We start from the raw sequence: 20640 nt of genomic DNA, 5'->3' as shown, positions 1-20640 counted from the left end.
CCCCTTGCTGCATTTTATCTCAAGAACCAATATATCTGCAACGGTAGTTTTTCCCTCGCGGCTTGCCTCCTTTTTTTTTTTGCGTCTTCCATCAAAAAGAACTCCTATTTACTCCTCGTACTTTCTAGATTTCCCTACCATAAAAAAACCGCATAGACACCCCTAATCCAATAGTCCTAAGGCCCGCAAAAAAATGTTTTCTTTCTTATTGCAATCTATCGCACACCCTAAAAACACCTCTACACACTACGCTATATACCAGCTAATTACCCCTATAAAAAGTAAAAAAAGGTAGTTGCTATGAAAAAATTAACAACCAGCACCTAAAACTGTTCATCATTCTAGTAAAAAATTACAGTTTAAAACCGTAAATTTGTGCCTTTCTTAAACATACAACTTACAAAATAAGATGATTCATTTCTTTGGAGACCTAAGTACCAAGATATATGCGGTACAGACAAATAAAGACCTTTCACAGGAAGATACTACTAAACTTACGTGGTTGTTTGGCAACCAACCTAAGATAAATGCGGCGTCACTAGACGCCTTTTTTGTTGGTCCAAGGGCAGCAATGATCACTCCATGGAGTACCAATGCTACAGAAATCACCCAGAACATGGGGATTTCGGGGATTATTAGAATAGAAGAATTTTCACCTAGCGATAAGGAGTCTAATGATTTTGATCCTATGCTTCTTCAGAAATTCAATAGCCTTACGCAAGATGTATTTACGGTAAATGTACAGCCAGAACCTATTTTAGAAATAGAGGACATAGCTTTGTACAACGATCAGCAAGGCTTGGCACTTAGCGATGAAGAAGTAGATTACTTGGAACAAATGTCCAAAAAGATAGGACGAAAACTTACAGACTCGGAAGTTTTTGGTTTTAGCCAAGTAAACTCGGAGCACTGTAGGCATAAAATATTTAATGGGACCTTTGTGATCGATGGTGAAGAAAAACCTTCTTCCCTATTTAAATTGATCAAGAAAACGTCTCAAGAAAATCCTGGCGATATCGTATCGGCCTATAAGGATAATGTTGCTTTTATCAAGGGACCAAAGGTGGTACAGTTTGCCCCTAAGACTTCTGATAAGCCAGATTTTTACCAAGAAAGCGAATTTGATTCTGTTATTTCATTAAAAGCAGAAACCCATAACTTCCCTACTACGGTAGAGCCTTTTAACGGTGCTGCTACTGGTGCAGGTGGAGAAATCCGTGACCGTTTGGCAGGAGGAAAAGGTTCTTTGCCATCGGCAGGAACGGCAGTATACATGACCTCTTATTCTAGATTAGAAGAAAACAGGCCTTGGGAAAATGCCATGAATGAAAGAGAGTGGCTATACCAAACTCCGATGGATATATTGATTAAAGCGTCTAACGGAGCATCCGATTTTGGAAACAAATTTGGACAGCCCTTGATCGCTGGTTCGGTATTGACCTTTGAACATGAAGAAAGTGCCCGAAAATTAGGGTTCGATAAAGTTATCATGCAAGCTGGTGGTATAGGATATGGAAAAGCAGAGCAAGCGCTAAAAGACAACCCTAAAACAGGCGACAAAATTGTCATTTTAGGAGGTGACAACTACCGTATTGGTATGGGTGGTGCTGCAGTTTCCAGTGCCGATACCGGTGCTTTTGGCTCTACTATAGAATTAAATGCCATACAGCGTTCTAATCCAGAGATGCAAAAAAGAGCTGCCAACGCCATACGAGGCCTGGTAGAAAGCGAACACAATCCTATTGTTTCTATCCATGACCACGGTGCAGGAGGACACTTAAACTGCCTATCTGAATTGGTAGAAGAAACAGGAGGAAAAATAGATTTAGACAAATTGCCTATTGGCGACCCTACCCTATCGGCCAAAGAAACCATAGGAAACGAATCCCAAGAACGTATGGGCTTGGTGATCGGCAAGGACGATGTAGAAATGTTACACCGTATTGCAGATAGGGAACGTTCTCCTATGTACGAAGTTGGAGATGTAACAGGCGACAAACGTTTTACCTTCGAATCTCCTACCACAGGTGAAAAACCTATGGATTTAGATTTGTCGGATATGTTCGGAAGCTCTCCAAAAACTATTATGAACGACGCTACCGTAGAAAGAAGCTATGCAGCGCCTTCGTATTCCTTGGAAAACTTTCATGAGTACTTAGAGAATGTATTGCAGTTAGAAGCTGTGGCCTCCAAAGACTGGCTTACCAATAAGGTAGACCGTTGTGTAGGTGGTAAGGTTGCTAAACAACAATGTGCCGGACCATTACAGTTGCCGTTGAACAACTGTGGGGTTATGGCCTTAGATTATAAAGGAAAAGAAGGAATCGCTACTTCTATTGGACACTCTCCTATTTCTGGATTGATCGATCCGGCGGCAGGTAGTAAAAACAGTATTGCCGAAGCTTTGACCAATATCGTTTGGGCACCTTTAAAAGACGGATTACAATCGGTTTCCTTATCAGCAAACTGGATGTGGCCTTGTAAAAACGAAGGAGAAGATGCCAGATTATACGAAGCTGTAACGGCAGTATCTGATTTCGCGATCGCTTTGGGAATCAATGTTCCTACTGGGAAAGATTCTCTTTCTATGAAACAACGCTACAAAAATGAGGAAGTTATTGCTCCAGGAACCGTAATCATTTCGGCAGCAGGAAACTGTAACGACATCACCAAAGTAGTAGAACCTGTATTACAAAAAAATGGAGGTGATATTTATTATATCAACCTTTCCAAAGACACTTATAAATTAGGCGGTTCTTCTTTTGCCCAGATACGTAACACTATCGGCAACGAGGCTCCTACTATTAATGATGCTGCTAATTTTAAAAATACCTTTAACACTGTACAGTCATTGATTGTAGAGGGACAAATTTTAGCCGGTCACGACGTTGCTTCTGGAGGATTGATCACCACTCTTTTAGAGCTTTGTTTTGCCGACAATAATTTGGGAGCAAATTTAGATCTGACTTCTTTAGGGGAAGCAGACACTATTAAATTGTTGTTCTCTGAAAATGCCGGAATCGTTTTCCAAGCGAAAGATGCCAGTATAGAAAACACCTTGACCGCCGCTGGCGTCGATTTCCATAAAATTGGTTCTGTATCGGAAGAAGCTACGCTTAGCATTAAGAATGACAGGGTAGAAATGGGATTGAACGTAAGCTCTTTAAGAGACACTTGGTTTAAGACCTCTTATTTGTTAGATCAGAAGCAAACTGCCAACAACTTGGCGAAGGACCGTTTTGACAATTACAAGAACCAGCCTTTAAATTATAGCTTCCCAGCAAACTTTGACGGGAAGTTGCCGTCACTACCTGCAGCAGGAAACAGGCCAAAAGCGGCTATCTTAAGAGAGAAAGGAAGTAATTCTGAACGCGAAATGGCCAATGCCATGTTCCTAGCCGGATTTGATGTAAAAGATGTCCACATGACCGATTTAATTTCGGGAAGGGAAACTTTAGAAGATATCCAGTTTATTGGTGCCGTTGGAGGCTTCTCCAACTCTGATGTTTTGGGAAGTGCCAAAGGATGGGCAGGAGCTTTTAAATACAATGAAAAAGCCAACACGGCTTTAATGAATTTCTTTGCCAGACCCGACACACTTTCAGTAGGTATTTGCAACGGTTGTCAGTTATTCATGGAATTGGAATTGATCAACCCTGATCACTCCGAACATGGAAAAATGACGTATAACGATTCTAAAAAACACGAAAGCGGATTTACCTCGGTAACTATCCAAAAAAACAACTCGGTAATGCTTTCTTCCTTGGAAGGAGCCAACCTTGGGGTATGGATTTCTCATGGAGAAGGTAAGTTTAAACTACCTTTATCTAAGGACAACTATCAAATTGTGGCTAACTATAGCTATGAAGGGTATCCTGCAAATCCTAACGGTAGTGATTTTAACACTGCCATGCTTTGCGATAAGACCGGTAGACATTTGGTAACCATGCCACATATTGAGCGTTCTATTTTCCAATGGAACTGGGCACATTACCCAGCAGGAAGAAAAGACCAAACAACACCTTGGTTAGAGGCTTTCTTGAACGCTAGAAAATGGATTGACAAAAACGGAAAATAAGTAGTACAATTAATACGTTGTAACTTTTAAATTTGTTTTATAAACGATACGAGTATTTAGGCCTTGCTGCTTAAATACTCGTTATTGTTTAGCGCCACTGCTCCCAAAACACCACTTTATAAGATAAAACCTCATGAAATTTCGTCTCGCCACAAAAGAAGATCTTCCGGCCATCATTAAAATGATTTCCAAAGACAAACTAGGACGCCTACGCGAAAATTATCAGTCTCCCTTACCTAAGGTATATTACGACGCTTTTGAGCGTATTGCCGCCGATAGCAACCAAGAACTTACCGTTTTGGAAAACGCAGACAAGGAAGTTATAGCCACCTTTCAACTAAGCTTTATCCCCTACCTCACTTTTCAGGGCGGAATACGGTGTCTGGTAGAAAATGTTTGGGTTCGCGAAGACTATACCGGTCAAGGCATAGGCCAACAAATGTTTGCCTGGATTAAGGCCAGGGCCACGGAAAAAGGCGTTCATTTAATACAATTAACCTCGGACAAACAGCGTCCAGAGGCCATCCGGTTTTATGAAAAGCTAGGCTTTAAAGCCTCACACGAAGGTTTAAAACTACACCTATAATAAGCTGTGGAGCGTTATCGTTTTAACGAAACACCTACTGCTCCCCTTTAGTATTTAGATTTCTAATTTGGGCGTTCCCTCCTGCGTCGGGCGGGCCCTTGGCTATATCCCTTGCCTTGCTGCGGGGATGCCGCCGTGGTCCCTAACGCATCATAATATGCCATAATACAATGTATCTATTAGACCTGAGAACAAGAAAAACACTCCTAAAAAACTATAAAATAAGCTCTTGTTTAAATGTAAGGGACGCCATTCTAGGTAGCTGATTTTTTGTGCTATAAGGCCATAAATTATTTTTTTTAGGTACCCTTCAAAAACCTGCTTTACAAAAAAAGCCGTTGTCCAGATTTTCATCAGGACAACGGCTTTCCGTTTAATCTGTAGTAACACCTTAGCCCATTATTCGTAGGCACTCAAGGTTATACGCTTTTATTTTTTAGAATAATCGGCATAAATAGCCTTTTCAAACTCTACCCAATGAGCTTCTGTCATTCTTTCTGGGGTAAAAAGACAAATCCCGGCAGCACCATTCTCCATAGAACCTCTAATGGCAGTTTCCATTTCCGAAGGCAATAAACCGTGGTTTTCAGGATCGTTCTCCTCTGTCTTTCTCTCTGGGTTCGGACAAATAAAAAGTCCACTATAGATAGGTTTAGTACCGTTAACAGCAGTAACCTCTTCTTTAACAACCTCTCCTACCCATGAGGCATCTTTTAAATAAAAATCGTTGTAGTTCATTGGAAAAACGGCATCAAGATCCCACTTGTTCCATTCTTGTCTAACCAATTTCTTTGAAATACTTGGACCTGGAAAAACTGCGGCATTTAGGCGCTTTCCTTTTTCATGTACAACCTTCGCTATACGATTCACCATATTCGTAATCAAATCGTATCTAAACTCCTTCCATTCCTGAATCTGAGAAGGATCTTCTACTTCTTTGATATCAATTCCAGTTTTTTCTTTAAAATCGGCCGTACAATCATCACAATAACAAAAATCGGCTACTGGATATTCTTCGTTCATTACCAAACCATATTTGTCCCATAGGCCTTCTGCTAAAATTACATCAGGGAAACGAATATAATCCAAATGAATACCATCTACCTCTTCCAATTCGGCAATACCTCCATATAAATCAGCTAAAAAGTTATAAGAGCCTTCTTTACTAGGACACAAAAACTTATAATAAGGAACGTACGGTGGATTATCAAAAGAAGATTCTCCAAGTCTATTCACGGCATATAGATCATGAGACAACTTAGGATTTTCGCCCTGTACCATGGTCGGTATCCAAGTATGAAATTCCATTCCGGCTTCTTTTACAAGCTTTCCTACCCTTTTATAAGTCTCGGGGTCATGCCCTCCATTGTACATGATTCCGTCTATCCCTTTGCTTTTAAAATCATCAAATTTTATTTTTAACTCTTGGTCAGTAGCCTCGCCAGGACCTCCAGACCACGCGTATACCGGAATTTTTGTTTTTTCAGCATCGGCACAAGAATACATAGTGCAAACAATTGCGAAAATTGCAAACAGTCTTTTCATTTCTTTTTTTAGTTTAAAAATTTAATCGTTGAACTTAATTAATTTATTTTTTATAGTATCAATTCTTAGCCAAATAACATTAGATACTATATAAACAACGCTAAAAGTACAGCATAAGTCCCATTATCCAAAGGGTTCTCCATGGCTTTAAAAAAATAAAGTCTTTATAGATTTCCCCTGCCAGTAGCTTGGAAGCTATCATACCCAAGGACTTAAAAAAAATTGAGGCCTTTACTATTGGGACAAATCACAGCAACTACCCTCACAAAAACCTCTTTTTAAACCACTTAACAAGAATTCTCCAATAGACCATCCCTTTGTTTTTAAACCAAGAATATTAAATCTTCAAAAAAAATAGCCATTAATTGCGAATGTCATTTTAAAATACCGTTCCCTTTTCTTAATTTGCGATGACGTATAGCTCATAAAATATGCAAAAAATCACTCGCCTTTTTGATTTCCCTTACTACCAATTAGAGAAATTCAATTTAAAAGAATCCCTTATAACCAAATACAATGGAGAATGGATCGCTACTTCAACTCAGGAATATGTAGACAAGGCAAATGCGGTTAGCCGTGCCTTACTGCGCCTAGGGATTAAACCCAATGATAAAATTGCAGTGATTTCTATGACCAACCGAACGGAATGGAATATTATGGATATAGGTATCCTACAATTGGGAGCCCAAAATGTGCCCATATACCCAACCATATCCTCCGAGGATTATGAATATGTTCTAAACCATTCTGAAGCCTCCTACTGTTTTGTTTCCTGTGAGGAAGTATACAATAAGCTACAAGCCATAAGGGACAAATTACCTTTCTTAAAGGAAATATACTCTTTTGATGAGTTGGAGACCTGTAAAAACTGGAAAGAAGTTCTAGCCTTAGGGAAAGACACAAGTAATCAGGACGAGGTAGAAAAACATATGGCAGCCGTTAAGTCCACTGATTTGGCGACGCTAATCTACACCTCGGGTACCACTGGTAGACCAAAGGGAGTAATGTTATCCCATCACAATATCGTTAGCAATGCTATTGAAAGTTCTAAAAGATTTCCTATTGTCGATGGGGAGACCAAAGCCTTGAGTTTTTTACCGGTATGCCATATCTATGAACGCATGATCATGTATTTGTACCAGCTAAGGGGTGTTTCTATTTATTTTGCCGAATCTATGGATAAAATAAGTGACAACCTTAAAGAGGTGGAACCCCATGTTATGACCGCAGTACCCCGATTATTAGAAAAGGTATACGATAAGATCATTGCCAAGGGTGCCGCGCTCAAGGGTATAAAAAAGAACCTTTTCTTCTGGGCCGTAGAGGTCGGGTTAGATTATGAACCTTATGGACAAAACGGCTGGTGGTACGAACAAAAACTAGCCCTTGCCCGAAAGCTTATTTTCAGCAAATGGAAAGCTGGCCTTGGAGGCAACTTAAGCCTTATAGCCTCGGGAAGTGCAGCACTACAACCAAGGCTTGCCAGGATATTCAATGCCGCAGAATTAGGAGTTATGGAAGGTTATGGACTTACAGAAACTTCCCCGGTCATCTCGGTAAACGATATGCGCGATGGTGGATTTAAAATTGGTACCGTTGGAAAACTATTGGATAGAACCGAAGTAAAAATTGCCGAAGACGGCGAAATTTGCGTGAAAGGCCCCCAGGTGATGATGGGGTATTACAAAGACGAGGAAAAAACGGCCGAAGCCTTAAACAACCAGTACTTTCATACGGGAGATATTGGAGAAATAGACAGTGATGGCTTTTTGAAGATCACCGATAGAAAGAAAGAAATGTTTAAAACTTCGGGCGGAAAGTACGTAGCCCCACAACTATTGGAAAACCGTTTTAAACAATCTAGGTTTATAGAACAAATAATGGTCATTGGCGAAGGCGAAAAAATGCCGGCTGCTTTGATTCAGCCCGATTTTGAATTTGTGAGAAACTGGGCCAAAATACACCGAATAGAAGTTAAGGACAATCTCAGTCTTGTGACCAATGAAAAAGTCATTGCACGTTTCCAGGAAGAAGTAGATGAGGCCAATGAAAATTTTGCAAAATGGGAAAAAGTGAAACAGTTTAGATTAACACCCAATGCTTGGAGCATCGAAGAAGGTCACCTTACCCCTACATTAAAGCTCAAGCGTAAAATAATAAAGCAAAAATACATTGACCTTTATAACGATATTTACGAACATTCAATATAAAGAACAGTAAACAAAACACTTAAAAACAGCTTTCAATTTTTGAAAGCTGTTTTTTTTGTGCCTTACCCTATGATAATTTAACATATATATTATGCATGCATAATATATTTTTCTATCTTTGAGACAAGCGTTACTGATTACATGAAAGAATTTACAATAGACTATGCCTTGAGAACAACATGGCAAACGGTCACAAAAATGTACAATGAAGAAGCTAAAAACTTTGATACTTCTATGGCCATAGGTTTTACCCTCTTAAGTATTGATTCCAAGACAGGCACCCCTTCTACCTCCTTAGGTCCCAAAATGGGCATGGAGGCCACAAGCCTTTCCCGAATTTTAAAAAGTATGGAAGAAAAAGGTTTTATAGAACGAAAACCTAATCCGTGTGACGGAAGAGGTGTGCTTATACATCTTACTCCATTGGGATTAGAAAAAAGAAAAATCTCCAAGGATGTAGTATTACGGTTTAACGAGGTGGTACGAAATGAAGTGTCGGTTGAAAAATTGAACGCTTTTTTCGAGGTTACGGAGACTATCAACAGGTTAATTGCTGAAAAGAAAATTTATAAAAAAGATTAAAAACTAATTAATTCGATTTTATTGATGAACAAACACATTAAAAAAGTAGCGGTCATAGGCTCTGGAATTATGGGCAGTGGTATTGCATGTCACTTTGCCAATATTGGCGTAGAAGTATTACTATTAGATATTGTACCAAGGGAACTCACTGATGCCGAAAAAGCAAAAGGCCTCACCTTAAAAGACACCCTTGTCCGCAATAGGCTTGTTAACGATTCCTTGGTTACGGCACTTAAATCTAAACCTTCTCCTATTTACCACCAAAAATTTTCCAAACGAATCACCACTGGGAATTTGGAGGACGATATTGCCAAGGTAGGGCAGGTAGATTGGATCATTGAGGTAGTGGTAGAGCGATTGGACATCAAAAAGATGGTGTTCGAGAACTTGGAAAAATACCGAAAACCAGGTACTTTAATTACCTCGAACACCTCCGGGATTCCGATTAAATTTATGAGCGAAGGCCGCAGTGATGATTTCCAAAAACATTTCTGTGGTACCCACTTTTTTAATCCAGCACGTTATTTAAAATTATTTGAGATAATCCCTGGTCCAAAAACATCACCAGAAGTATTAAAATTCCTGAACGGTTATGGAGAACAATTCTTAGGTAAAACTTCCGTAGTTGCCAAAGACACTCCTGCTTTTATAGGCAATAGAATCGGTATTTTCAGCATTCAAAGCCTGTTTCATATGGTCAATGATATGGGACTTACCGTAGAAGAAGTAGACAAACTTACCGGACCGGTCATAGGCCGCCCTAAATCGGCTACTTTTCGTACCGTAGATGTTGTTGGATTGGACACCCTCGTACATGTTGCCAATGGTATCTATGAAAATTGTGCCAAGGACGAACGCCACGAATTGTTTAAACTGCCCGGTTTTATCAACTCCATGATAGAAAACAAATGGTTGGGAAGTAAAACTGGCCAAGGTTTTTATAAAAAAGTAAAAAACAAAGATGGTTCTAGCGAGATAAAAACCCTAAATCTAAATACACTAGAATACCGAGATAATAAAAGAGCGAGTTTTGCCACCTTAGAACTGACCAAAACCATCGATAAGGTGGTAGACCGTTTTAAAGTATTGGTGGCTGGAAAAGACAAGGCCGGGGAGTTTTACAGAAAGAGTTTTGCCGCTTTATTTGCCTATGTTTCGCACAGGATTCCAGAAATAACCGATGAGATTTACAAGATTGATGACGCCATGAAAGCTGGTTTTGGATGGGAACACGGGCCTTTCCAAATCTGGGATGCCATAGGCGTTCAAGCAGGATTGGATTTGATAAAGGCCGAAGGATTGACTCCTGCGCCATGGATAGGAGAAATGATCGCTTCGGGAGCCAACACTTTCTACTCCGTAAAAGAAGGCGCAAGCTATTGTTACGATATCCAAAAGAAATCGGCCCAAAAAATACCAGGCCAGGATGCGTTTATCATTTTAGACAACATCCGCAAAACCAAGGAGGTTTTTAAAAATAGCGGTGTTGTGGTAGAAGACCTAGGCGATGGTATTCTAAATGTAGAATTCCAGTCGAAAATGAACACCATTGGTGGCGATGTATTGGCCGGATTGAACAAGGCGATTGATATAGCCGAAAAAGATTTCCAAGGTTTGGTGGTTGGTAACCAGGCTCCAAATTTCTCTGTAGGAGCCAATATAGGAATGATATTTATGATGGCGGTAGAACAGGAATACGATGAGTTAAATATGGCCATCAAAATGTTCCAGGATACGATGATGCGCATGCGCTATTCTGCCATCCCTACCATTGCCGCTCCACATGGAATGACACTAGGTGGGGGCTGTGAACTATCCCTACATGCCGACATGGTCGTTGCCGCTGCAGAAACCTATATCGGACTCGTAGAATTTGGTGTTGGTGTAATTCCTGGCGGAGGAGGATCTAAAGAAATGACCCTTCGTGCCCAGGATACCTTTAAAAAGAACGACATAGAGCTAAATGTCCTTCAGGAGTATTTCTTGACCATAGGAATGGCTAAAGTATCGACATCGGCCTATGAAGCCTTTGATTTGGGGATATTACAGAAAGGAAAAGATATTGTGGTTGTCAATAAAGACCGACAAATAGCAACGGCCAAAGCCTATGCTAAAATTATGGCGGAATCTGGATACACCCAACCGATTAAGCGAACAGATATAAAGGTATTGGGAAAACAAGCCTTGGGAATGTTCATGGTAGGAACCGATGCTATGCAAGACAGTAATTACATAAGCGCCCACGACCATAAAATAGCCAATAAATTGGCCTATGTAATGGCGGGTGGTGATTTGTCCGAACCTTCACTGGTCAGCGAACAATATTTATTGGACTTGGAACGAGAGGCATTCCTTTCCCTATGTACGGAAAGAAAAACCTTAGAGCGTATTCAGCATATGTTAAAAACAGGAAAGCCACTTCGTAACTAAGCTACGTAAGCACCTCCTAGTTAGTACCAGGTATTGAGTAATTTGAAACCAAGGCATAAAGGTGACGTTTAAAAAAGAAAAAGCACAACCAAGAATTGACTTATGCATTGCATTACAAAGACTCATTTTTACAGACGAACCCCTTAATACTCAACACTAAAAAACAAGATGAAAACAGCATATATAGTAAAAGCATATAGAACAGCAGTAGGGAAAGCACCTAAAGGCGTATTCCGTTTTAAAAGAACCGATGAATTGGCAGCGGAAACCATCGAATATATGATGAAGGAATTACCGCAACTAGACAAGACCCGTATAGACGATGTTATTGTTGGAAATGCCATGCCCGAAGGTTCCCAGGGCTTAAATATGGCACGATTGATCTCTTTAATGGGACTCGACATTGTTGATGTTCCCGGGGTTACCGTCAATAGGTTTTGCTCTTCGGGCGTAGAAACCATTGCCATTGCCACGGCAAAAATACAGTCAGGAATGGCCGATTGTATTATTGCTGGCGGAGCAGAAAGCATGAGTGCGGTGCCAATGACAGGATACAAAACAGAACTGAATTATGATTTGGTAAAGTCTGGCCATGAAGATTACTATTGGGGAATGGGCAACACTGCCGAAGCCGTTGCCAATCAGTTTAAAGTATCTCGTGAAGACCAGGATGAGTTTGCGTATCACTCCCATATGAAAGCTCTAAAGGCACAGGCCGAAAACCGCTTTCAGGACCAAATTGTACCCATAGATGTAGAACAAGTTTACATAGATGAAAACGGGAAAAAAGCGACTAGAAAATATACGGTAACCAAAGATGAAGGACCAAGAAAAGGTACCAATAAGGAGGCTTTGGCAGGCTTACGCCCAGTATTTGCCGCTGGAGGCAGTGTAACCGCAGGAAACTCATCCCAAATGAGCGATGGCGCAGCCTTTGTAATGGTCATGAGCGAGGCTATGGTAAAGGAATTGAACCTAGAGCCAATTGCAAGATTGGTGAACTATGCCGCTGCCGGAGTAGAACCACGCATTATGGGAATAGGCCCTGTAAAAGCGGTTCCAAAAGCACTGAAATTGGCAGGCCTGAAACAAGACGACATTGAATTGATAGAGTTAAACGAGGCTTTCGCTTCCCAATCCTTGGCAGTGATCAGAGAACTAAACCTTAATCCGGAGATCGTCAATGTCAATGGAGGGGCTATTGCTTTAGGACACCCATTAGGATGTACAGGAGCAAAACTTTCGGTTCAATTATTCGATGAAATGCGAAAGAGAAATATGAAAGGTAAATACGGAATGGTCACCATGTGCGTTGGAACAGGACAAGGTGCCGCCGGAATATTTGAATTCTTACAATAAAACCATACGATAAGACAAAGAAGAAAAACCTTAAGGCCAGTGATATGCAGAAGCATCACTACCGAAACAATAAGGTCTTGATTCCTTTCTTACCCAAAACAAACTGAACTATAAATTTGTAAAATGGCATCGAAATATCCTAGGACCCTCAGAATAAGCCCCTAATTATATGCTACTCCATTTTATTTTTTCTTAATTAAAAAACATTATGAGCACAGAAACAACAAACAAAGACATACTAAGGGGCGGACAGTTCCTTGTAAAAGAGACCAAATGTGAAGATATTTTTACGCTTGAAGATTTATCGGAAGAGCAAAAAATGATGCGAGAAAGCACCAAAGAGTTTGTAGATCGAGAACTTTGGGCACATTGGGAACGGTTTGAAAAAAAGGACTATGCCTTTACCGAGGAAACCATGCGCAAAGCAGGGGAACTAGGTTTGTTAAGTATTGCTGTTCCAGAATCTTACGGTGGTATGGGGATGGGATTTGTTTCAACGATGTTGGTATGCGATTACATTTCTGGGGCTAGTGGTTCTTTTAGTACGGCCTTTGGCGCTCATACCGGTATTGGAACCATGCCCATTACCCTTTATGGTACGGAGGAACAAAAGAATAAATATGTTCCCAGATTAGCATCGGGCGAATGGTTTGGTGCCTATTGTCTTACCGAACCAGGAGCAGGCTCCGATGCCAACTCCGGTAAAACAAAGGCGGTCTTATCCGAGGATGGGAAATACTACAATATTACAGGTCAGAAAATGTGGATTTCCAATGCAGGGTTCTGTAATATGTTTATTGTATTTGCCCGTATAGAAGACGATAAAAACATCACTGGTTTTATCATAGAAAACGACCCCAGTAATGGGATCAGTATGGGAGAGGAAGAAAAGAAACTAGGGATACATTCTTCATCGACTCGACAGGTATTTTTTAATGATACCAAAGTGCCGGTAGAAAATATGCTTTCTACCCGTGGCAACGGATTTAAAATAGCCATGAATGCTTTAAATGTAGGCCGTATAAAATTGGCTGCTGCCTGTTTGGAAGCTCAAAGAAGGGTTATAACCGAAGCTACCAAATATGCCAATGAACGTGTTCAGTTTAAAACACCGATTATAAATTTTGGTGCTATTAAGGCCAAAATTGCCAATATGGCTACCAATTGTTACGCAGACGAATCGGCTAGTTATAGGGCCGCAAAAAATATTGAAGATAGGATTGCCATTCGGGAAGCCGAAGGTAATTCGCATCAGGAAGCAGAATTAAAAGGAGTGGAAGAATACGCTATTGAGTGTTCTATCCTTAAGGTAGCCGTTTCCGAAGATGTTCAAAGCACTACCGACGAAGGTATTCAAATTTTTGGCGGGATGGGATTCTCCGCTGATACCCCTATGGAGTCGGCTTGGAGAGATGCCCGTATTGCCAGGATTTATGAAGGCACCAACGAGATAAACCGTATGTTGGCCGTTGGTATGCTGGTAAAAAAAGCTATGAAAGGCCATGTAGACCTTTTAGGGCCAGCTATGAAAGTATCCGATGAATTAATGGGTATCCCCTCTTTTGATGTTCCCGATTTTTCGGAGTTGTTTTCTGAAGAAAAAGATATTTTGGCAAGACTCAAGAAAGTATTCCTGATGGTAGCAGGTAGTGCTGTCCAAAAATTTGGGCCAGAATTGGAAAATCACCAGCAGTTAATGTTATCTGCCTCGGATATATTAATTGAAATTTACATGGCCGAATCGACCATTTTACGTACAGAGAAAAATGCAAAACGTTTTGGGGAAGAATCTCAGGCCACCCAAATAGCAATGTCCAAATTATATTTGTACACCGCCGTTGACACCGTTATCCAAAAAGGTAAGGAAGCCATTGTTTCCTTTGCCGAAGGCGATGAGCAGCGAATGATGCTAATGGGACTCAAACGTTTTACAAAATATACCAATCAACCTAATGTAGTAGCTTTGCGGACCCAAATTGCCGATAAAGTAGCTGCAGATAACGGATATACCTTTGACTAATTCAAGTAGCGCTTTGTAAAAAAGCAGTAATGAAAAACCGCTCCTTTCGGGAGCGGTTTTTTATTTATAACCAGAAATTAATTCCTAATCTGGATAGTGAAAAAATGTTCAATTATTGTACAAGCTCCAAGGCACCTTGCCCTAAAAAGTTATACTGTTTAGCATATTCTAACATTTGACCTTCAAAGCTCTTTGGCTGGGTAACCTTTACATCGGTTATTTCTCCTGCCTCATCGGTTTCTGCCACCAATACTGGATTTACAAAACCACTATATGGAGCCGAACTAAATTGTGCGTTTCGTTCCAACACCTCGGCATGTATGGTTTGATCTACTTTTACACCATAGCCTTCTACCAAATCTTGTGCAGCTTTAAAATCGCCTTCAGACTTTATACGTTGTGTTTCACGTAACAACTGTCCAAAAATTTCACGTAGTTTATCATAGTCATTGATATTGTAATAGGTCTTGCCATCGCGAGTGATTTTCTCAATCACCTTATCTGCCTGACCTTTTTCAAAAGCCCATGCAGAAACCCATTGTCTATTGACCATATGGTCTTCTTCAATATCATCTCCTAGATTAATACGCACTAACTGTGTCATTAATCCATTTCTAATATACCCGTCATAAGCAGCTTTTCCAACTTTTCTCCAGTCATCTACCAATCCAAGCTCTTGTAATTTAGGATCCATCAGGTAATACAGCCCGATTAAATCTGCCCTACCCTCTTCCATGGTAGAAGCGTAATTCTTAAGGGTTTCTTTTGGCTGTCCTATTCCTTCGTTAATTTGTCCGGAAGCATGGCCGATTACTTCGTGCAAGGCTGTATGTAATTTATCGGCTATTTCGCCATACTGCTCTTCCAATTCAATTTCTTCGGCATCATTGGCAAATTCTTTTAATTTTCCGCTACCACCAGCATGGCTATAAGCATTGATGATATTCCCTAAGGAAACCGATTTACTTCCGTGCTGCTGTCTGATCCAGTTGTTGTTAGGTAGGTTAATCCCTATTGGGGTACTTGGTGAAGCGTCTCCAGATTCTCCGGCCACATTCACCGTTTTATAAGACACGCCAACCACCTTGGCTTTTTTGTGCTCCTCCATTAAAGGAGTATTGTCTTCGAACCACTGAGCATTTTCGGACAAAACGGCCATTTGTCTAGACATTTCGAAATCTTTGATCTGAACAATAGACTCATAAGATCCGCGGTACCCTTTGGGGTCGTTGTAAACTTCTATAAAACCATTGATCCAATCTATATTTCCAGAGGTCGAAGTTGCCCAAGCAATACAATATTCGTCCCAAGTATCTAAACTTCCAGTTTTATAATATTCGATTAAAAGTCCCAAAGCATTTGTTTGTTCGTCATTTTCTGCTACTTCCTTGGCCTTTTCCAACCATTTGATAACCTCATCAATGGCACTCCCGTAAAGACCGCCAGACTTCCAAACCTTTTCCACGATTTTACCATTTTCACGGACTAATTTAGAATTCAGCCCAGCTTCTATAGGGGCATTTTTTGGTCCTTTATAAGCTTTTTTATAAAAGGCTTCCACATCAGCATCTGTAATGGAAGGATCATAAAAATTCACTGCCGACGAAGCTATATTATCAACGCCCTTTTTCTTGTTGACCTTTTTATTGTCATTATCATTAAAAATCACTTCAAAGGCTTCTCCTTTCAGTACTGTATCGGTCTCCGCTAACAAAAAGTTTAAAAAATCTGATGAAAACTCAGGTTTTATCTTATCGTTAGAATAGTGGTGATGGATACCGTTCGAAAACCAAATTCTTTTCAAATATTCCTCAAACGCTTTCCAATCTGCGGTAGTTTTATCCCCAGCATACTGCGTATATATATTTTCTAAAGCCGCTCTAATTTCCAAGTTATGACGGTAATTCTGGTCCCAAATCATATCGCGCCCAGCCAAACCGGCCTGGGTTAAATAATAAACCATCTTTTTCTCTTTCAATGTTAGTTCATCAAATCCTGGAATTTGATACCTTAAAACCTTTATATCGGCGAATTGATCTACCATATAATCAAACCCCATTTCTTTCTCTACAACGGGATCTGGCGCTACTGCTTTTTCCTTACAAGCCCCTAAAGAAGCGAGTATTAGGAAACAACCAAAAACATTTTTTAAGTTCATTTTATACGTTATTTGAATTATAAGACACAAATTTAACGAAACCGCTTCGGATTGTTTAATTTATAAGGAACTATAATTCCCAGTAGCCTAAACCCCACCATAATTTTGATTTTAAACTTATAAAACTCATAAGATTAGGAATCAAAAGGGAAAGGCAACTATACCTTTATTGCAACCTACAAGTCGATGAATTACCTTAGCAACTTGAAACAAGTAGGATAAAAAACAGGTCGCAAATCCGAATTCAGCTATGCGAATTACATATAATCCTTAAAAAAACAATACCCAACCAAATATGAAAAACACACTTCTTGGTTCCGCATATTCTTCTGAAGATTTTAGAAAAAGAGGGCATGAACTAATCGATTCTTTGGCCGACCATTTGGAACAAACTACCCAAGGGAAATCGGAAAAAGTCTTGGATTGGGTTTTACCTAAGGATGAACATCAATATTGGACCGAATTTTTAAAAAACGGGGATGAAAACGCACTTTTCAAAACAATCATATCTCGTTCTATTCATGTACACCATCCAAAATACATAGGACATCAGGTGAGTCCACCTGCCCCTATTACTGCCTTGACCGGACTGATAGGGTCCTTGTTAAATAATGGCATGGCGGTTTATGAAATGGGAAAAGCAGCCACTGCCATGGAACTTATCATAACCGATTTACTGTGCAAAAAACTTGGATATGAACCAAAGGCCGGCGGTATTCTTACCTCTGGTGGCACTTTAGCCAATTTAACCGCCCTATTAGCCGCCAGAAAAGCGATGCTACCAAATGACATATGGAACGAAGGGCATAGCCAAAAATTAGGCATTATGGTCAGTGAACAAGCTCATTATTGTATCGATAGGGCTGCCAAGATTATGGGCTTGGGAGAAAAGGGAATCATTAAAATTCCGACTACATCAAATTTCACCATGGATACTACAGCATTGGAGACTTCACTTGCCCAAGCAAAAAAGGAAGGTATTGAAGTGTTTGCTATTGTAGGAAGTGCGCCCTCCACAGCAACGGGAATGTACGATGATTTGGAGGCCATTGCAGAATTTAGCAAACAAAACAAGCTTTGGTTTCACGTCGATGGTGCCCACGGAGGAGCGGCTATTTTTTCAGCAAAATACAAGAATAAACTACATGGGATTTCCGAAGCAGATTCGGTGGTTATTGATGGTCATAAAATGATGATGATGCCAACCATAACCACTGCTTTATTATTTAAAAACAGAGCACATTCCCATGCCACCTTTAGTCAAAAAGCCGATTACTTACTAGAACAGTCTACCGAAGAAGACTGGTATAACTTAGCAAAGCGTACTTTTGAATGTACCAAATCTATGATGAGCCTGCACTGGTATACACTCTTAAAGACCTACGGCGAAACTATTTTTGATGATTTTGTGACTTCCCTTTACGATTTAGGGCAAGGGTTTGCAGAAATCATTAGGAACCATAGCTCTTTTGAACTGGCGGTTGACCCAATGAGCAATATTGTTTGTTTTAGATACGTCAGTACTAAATTAGATACCACTAGTCTTAATAGTATTAATGAGAAAATCAGGCTCGCTATTTTGGAAGAGGGAGAATGCTATATTGTACAAACAAAATTAAGGGGCATTCATTATCTGCGTACCACCATCATGAACCCTTATACTACCCCAGCACATTTAGAAATGCTCTTGGACAAAGCAGAAGCCCTGGCCACAGCAAATCTACCCGCTGCTAAAAATTCATAAAAAACCCCTCCCGAAAGAGGGGTTTAAGACATTGCTATTCCTTATTATCAAAAGATTCCTTAAGCTTGGTCTCACTGTCTTTTTTAGAAAAGTTAATGGCACATTCTATCAGTGCCAAATGCGAGTAGGCCTGCGGAAAATTCCCTAACAAGCGTTTTGTTTTAAAGTCGATATCTTCACTAAAGAGTCCTAAATGATTGCCATAGGACAATAGCTTCTCAAATTGCGCCATCGCTTTTTCCTCCTCTCCTATTTTAAATAGGCTGTTGATGAACCAAAAGGTACAAATAGTAAAGGAAGACGAGGGTAATCCAAAGTCGTCCTTATTTTTATAGCGATATAACAGGCCTTCATTGCTCAACTCCTTTTCAATGGCTTTTACCGTATTTACAAATTGTGGGTTTTTGGCTTCTATAAATCCATAGGACTCCATCAGAAGTACGGATGCATCTAAATCCTGGGAACCATAGGACTGGGTAAAGGACTGCTTTTCCTCACTCCAAGCATTGGCATAAATATCTTCCCTGATCCTCTTTTCTAGGGATCTCCATTTATCGATCTTATGTGTTTTTCCAAATATTTTTGCCACTTTAATGGCTCTGTCCAGGGCTACCCAGCACAATATTTTAGAAAATGTAAAGTGTCTGTCTTCGGTTCGGAATTCCCATATACCCTTGTCGGGCTCTTCCCAGTGATTATCTACGATCCAAACAATACCTTTGGTAATGGTCCATAATTCTTCTTTGTTCTCTATATCGGTATTGAACTTATCCAACTGTGTATAAATAACATCCATCAATATTCCATAGATATCATTTTGCCGCTGTGCATAGGCAGCATTACCGATACGTACGGGTTTAGAACCTTTGTAGCCGCTTAAGTGATCGAGCGTCTCTTCGGTCAGTATTTTTTCCTTATTGATACCATACATGATCTGCAGTTTTTCGTCCTTATTGGGGATAAGATCTATAATAAACTGCAGGTATCTTTTGGCCACGTTTTTATGTCCCAGTTCCGAAACTACCTTGATCACCATAGAGGCGTCCCTTATCCAACAGAATCGGTAGTCCCAGTTTCGAACCTCTCCAATAGTTTCTGGCAGAGAGGTCGTAGCAGCGGCCAATACAGCACCAGACTTGTCATAACTCAGCAGCTTAAGGGTAAGCGCACTACGAATTATCTGGTCATTGAATTTTTTATAGGTAGGAACCTTATCGGTCCAATTTAACCAATAGACCTTGGTGCGTTGTAAAAGTAGATTTATTTTCTTGGTATCGGGTTTTATTATCTTCTCGTTATAGCTCAAGAGAAAATACCCCGCTTCCTTTAGAACTATTTCTTCGCCCTTTAGTACCTTTTCCTTATCAAAAGAAGTGTACAGGAATACGGTATCAAATTTTTTGGCATGGGTAAGGCTGGCAATAAAATCGGGTTTAATATAGCTTTCTGTTTCCCCTAAGGCATATACCAACTTAGGGTTGTAAACTACCCTAAATTTTGGGTTTCCTGAAATATGTTTAAAATACCTCACTATTTCTGGCGGGGTATAGTACCCTCCGCCTTCATTGTAATAACGGGGCATAAAGTCGTGCACCTCAAAAGTATTCTCGCCATCAGAAAATCTAGTGACTAGGATACAGGTATTCTCTTTATACTTTTGATCGATCGTATAGGAATCATCTACTAAAATCTCAAAACTCCCCCCTTTTTCCTCGTCCAAAATTTTTGCAAATACCGAAGACGAATCAAATTCGGGCAAACAACACCAATCCAATGAGCCATTCTTGGAAATTAGGGCAGCACTTCTACAATTTCCAATTATTCCGTAGTCCAAATTATCCATATGCTAAATAAGTGTTTTTTACAACCATTAAAGTTGTTTTTACTAATCGTTTTGTCGAAATTTAAGGAAAATATAGAACTATATA

General features: G+C 40.0%; 11 protein-coding genes. 8 read left to right on the top strand and 3 right to left on the bottom strand.

The window, feature by feature from the left end; translation table 11 throughout:
* Nucleotides 1-409 precede the first annotated feature (409 nt).
* A complete protein-coding gene (gene purL / locus HCG49_RS11700) occupies nucleotides 410-4078 on the top strand; it encodes a phosphoribosylformylglycinamidine synthase (RefSeq protein ID WP_168469724.1) in 3669 nt (1222 codons plus the stop codon).
* Between the two features lie 133 nt (nucleotides 4079-4211).
* Nucleotides 4212-4664 carry a GNAT family N-acetyltransferase gene (locus HCG49_RS11695; protein ID WP_168469723.1) on the top strand — a complete coding sequence of 151 codons (453 nt, stop codon included), beginning with the start codon at nucleotides 4212-4214 and terminating at the stop codon, nucleotides 4662-4664.
* 429 nt (nucleotides 4665-5093) lie between these two features.
* Here the strand turns inward: HCG49_RS11695 and HCG49_RS11690 are convergent, their stop codons facing one another.
* On the bottom strand, nucleotides 5094-6209 hold the full coding sequence (locus HCG49_RS11690) for a hypothetical protein (protein ID WP_168469722.1): 1116 nt from the start codon (nucleotides 6207-6209) through the stop codon (nucleotides 5094-5096).
* 431 nt (nucleotides 6210-6640) lie between these two features.
* On the opposite strand from HCG49_RS11690, the gene HCG49_RS11685 reads away from it, so the two are divergent.
* The 5 genes from HCG49_RS11685 to HCG49_RS11665 all read left to right on the top strand — a co-directional run bounded on the left by HCG49_RS11685 (nucleotide 6641) and on the right by HCG49_RS11665 (nucleotide 14810).
* The gene (locus tag HCG49_RS11685) at nucleotides 6641-8419 is read left to right on the top strand and encodes an AMP-dependent synthetase/ligase (RefSeq protein ID WP_168469721.1); all 1779 of its coding nucleotides are present in this window, start codon (nucleotides 6641-6643) and stop codon (nucleotides 8417-8419) included.
* A 141-nt stretch (nucleotides 8420-8560) separates the two neighbouring features.
* On the top strand, nucleotides 8561-9001 hold the full coding sequence (locus tag HCG49_RS11680) for a MarR family winged helix-turn-helix transcriptional regulator (RefSeq protein ID WP_168469720.1): 441 nt from the start codon (nucleotides 8561-8563) through the stop codon (nucleotides 8999-9001).
* A gap of 24 nt (nucleotides 9002-9025) precedes the next feature.
* Nucleotides 9026-11431: a 3-hydroxyacyl-CoA dehydrogenase/enoyl-CoA hydratase family protein gene (locus HCG49_RS11675; RefSeq protein WP_168469719.1), complete on the top strand. Its 2406-nt coding sequence runs from the start codon at nucleotides 9026-9028 to the stop codon at nucleotides 11429-11431.
* Nucleotides 11432-11599: 168 nt separating this feature from the next.
* Complete coding sequence (locus HCG49_RS11670; protein ID WP_168469718.1) at nucleotides 11600-12790, top strand: acetyl-CoA C-acyltransferase; 1191 nt, start codon at nucleotides 11600-11602, stop codon at nucleotides 12788-12790.
* Between the two features lie 208 nt (nucleotides 12791-12998).
* The gene (locus HCG49_RS11665; RefSeq protein WP_168469717.1) at nucleotides 12999-14810 is read left to right on the top strand and encodes an acyl-CoA dehydrogenase family protein; all 1812 of its coding nucleotides are present in this window, start codon (nucleotides 12999-13001) and stop codon (nucleotides 14808-14810) included.
* Between the two features lie 112 nt (nucleotides 14811-14922).
* Here the strand turns inward: HCG49_RS11665 and HCG49_RS11660 are convergent, their stop codons facing one another.
* Complete coding sequence (locus tag HCG49_RS11660) at nucleotides 14923-16968, bottom strand: dipeptidyl-peptidase 3 family protein (RefSeq protein WP_168469716.1); 2046 nt, start codon at nucleotides 16966-16968, stop codon at nucleotides 14923-14925.
* 295 nt (nucleotides 16969-17263) lie between these two features.
* Between HCG49_RS11660 and HCG49_RS11655 the strand changes: the two genes are divergently transcribed.
* A complete protein-coding gene (locus HCG49_RS11655; protein WP_168469715.1) occupies nucleotides 17264-18712 on the top strand; it encodes a pyridoxal phosphate-dependent decarboxylase family protein in 1449 nt (482 codons plus the stop codon).
* Nucleotides 18713-18746: 34 nt separating this feature from the next.
* Here the strand turns inward: HCG49_RS11655 and HCG49_RS11650 are convergent, their stop codons facing one another.
* Nucleotides 18747-20555: a glycoside hydrolase family 15 protein gene (locus tag HCG49_RS11650; RefSeq protein ID WP_168469714.1), complete on the bottom strand. Its 1809-nt coding sequence runs from the start codon at nucleotides 20553-20555 to the stop codon at nucleotides 18747-18749.
* Between the last annotated feature and the right edge of the window lie 85 nt (nucleotides 20556-20640).

The organism is Arenibacter sp. 6A1, from assembly GCF_012272855.1.
GTDB lineage: Bacteria > Bacteroidota > Bacteroidia > Flavobacteriales > Flavobacteriaceae > Arenibacter.
The sequence above is the reverse complement of the archived record's forward strand: the minus strand, read 5'-3'. Positions and strand labels throughout refer to the sequence as shown.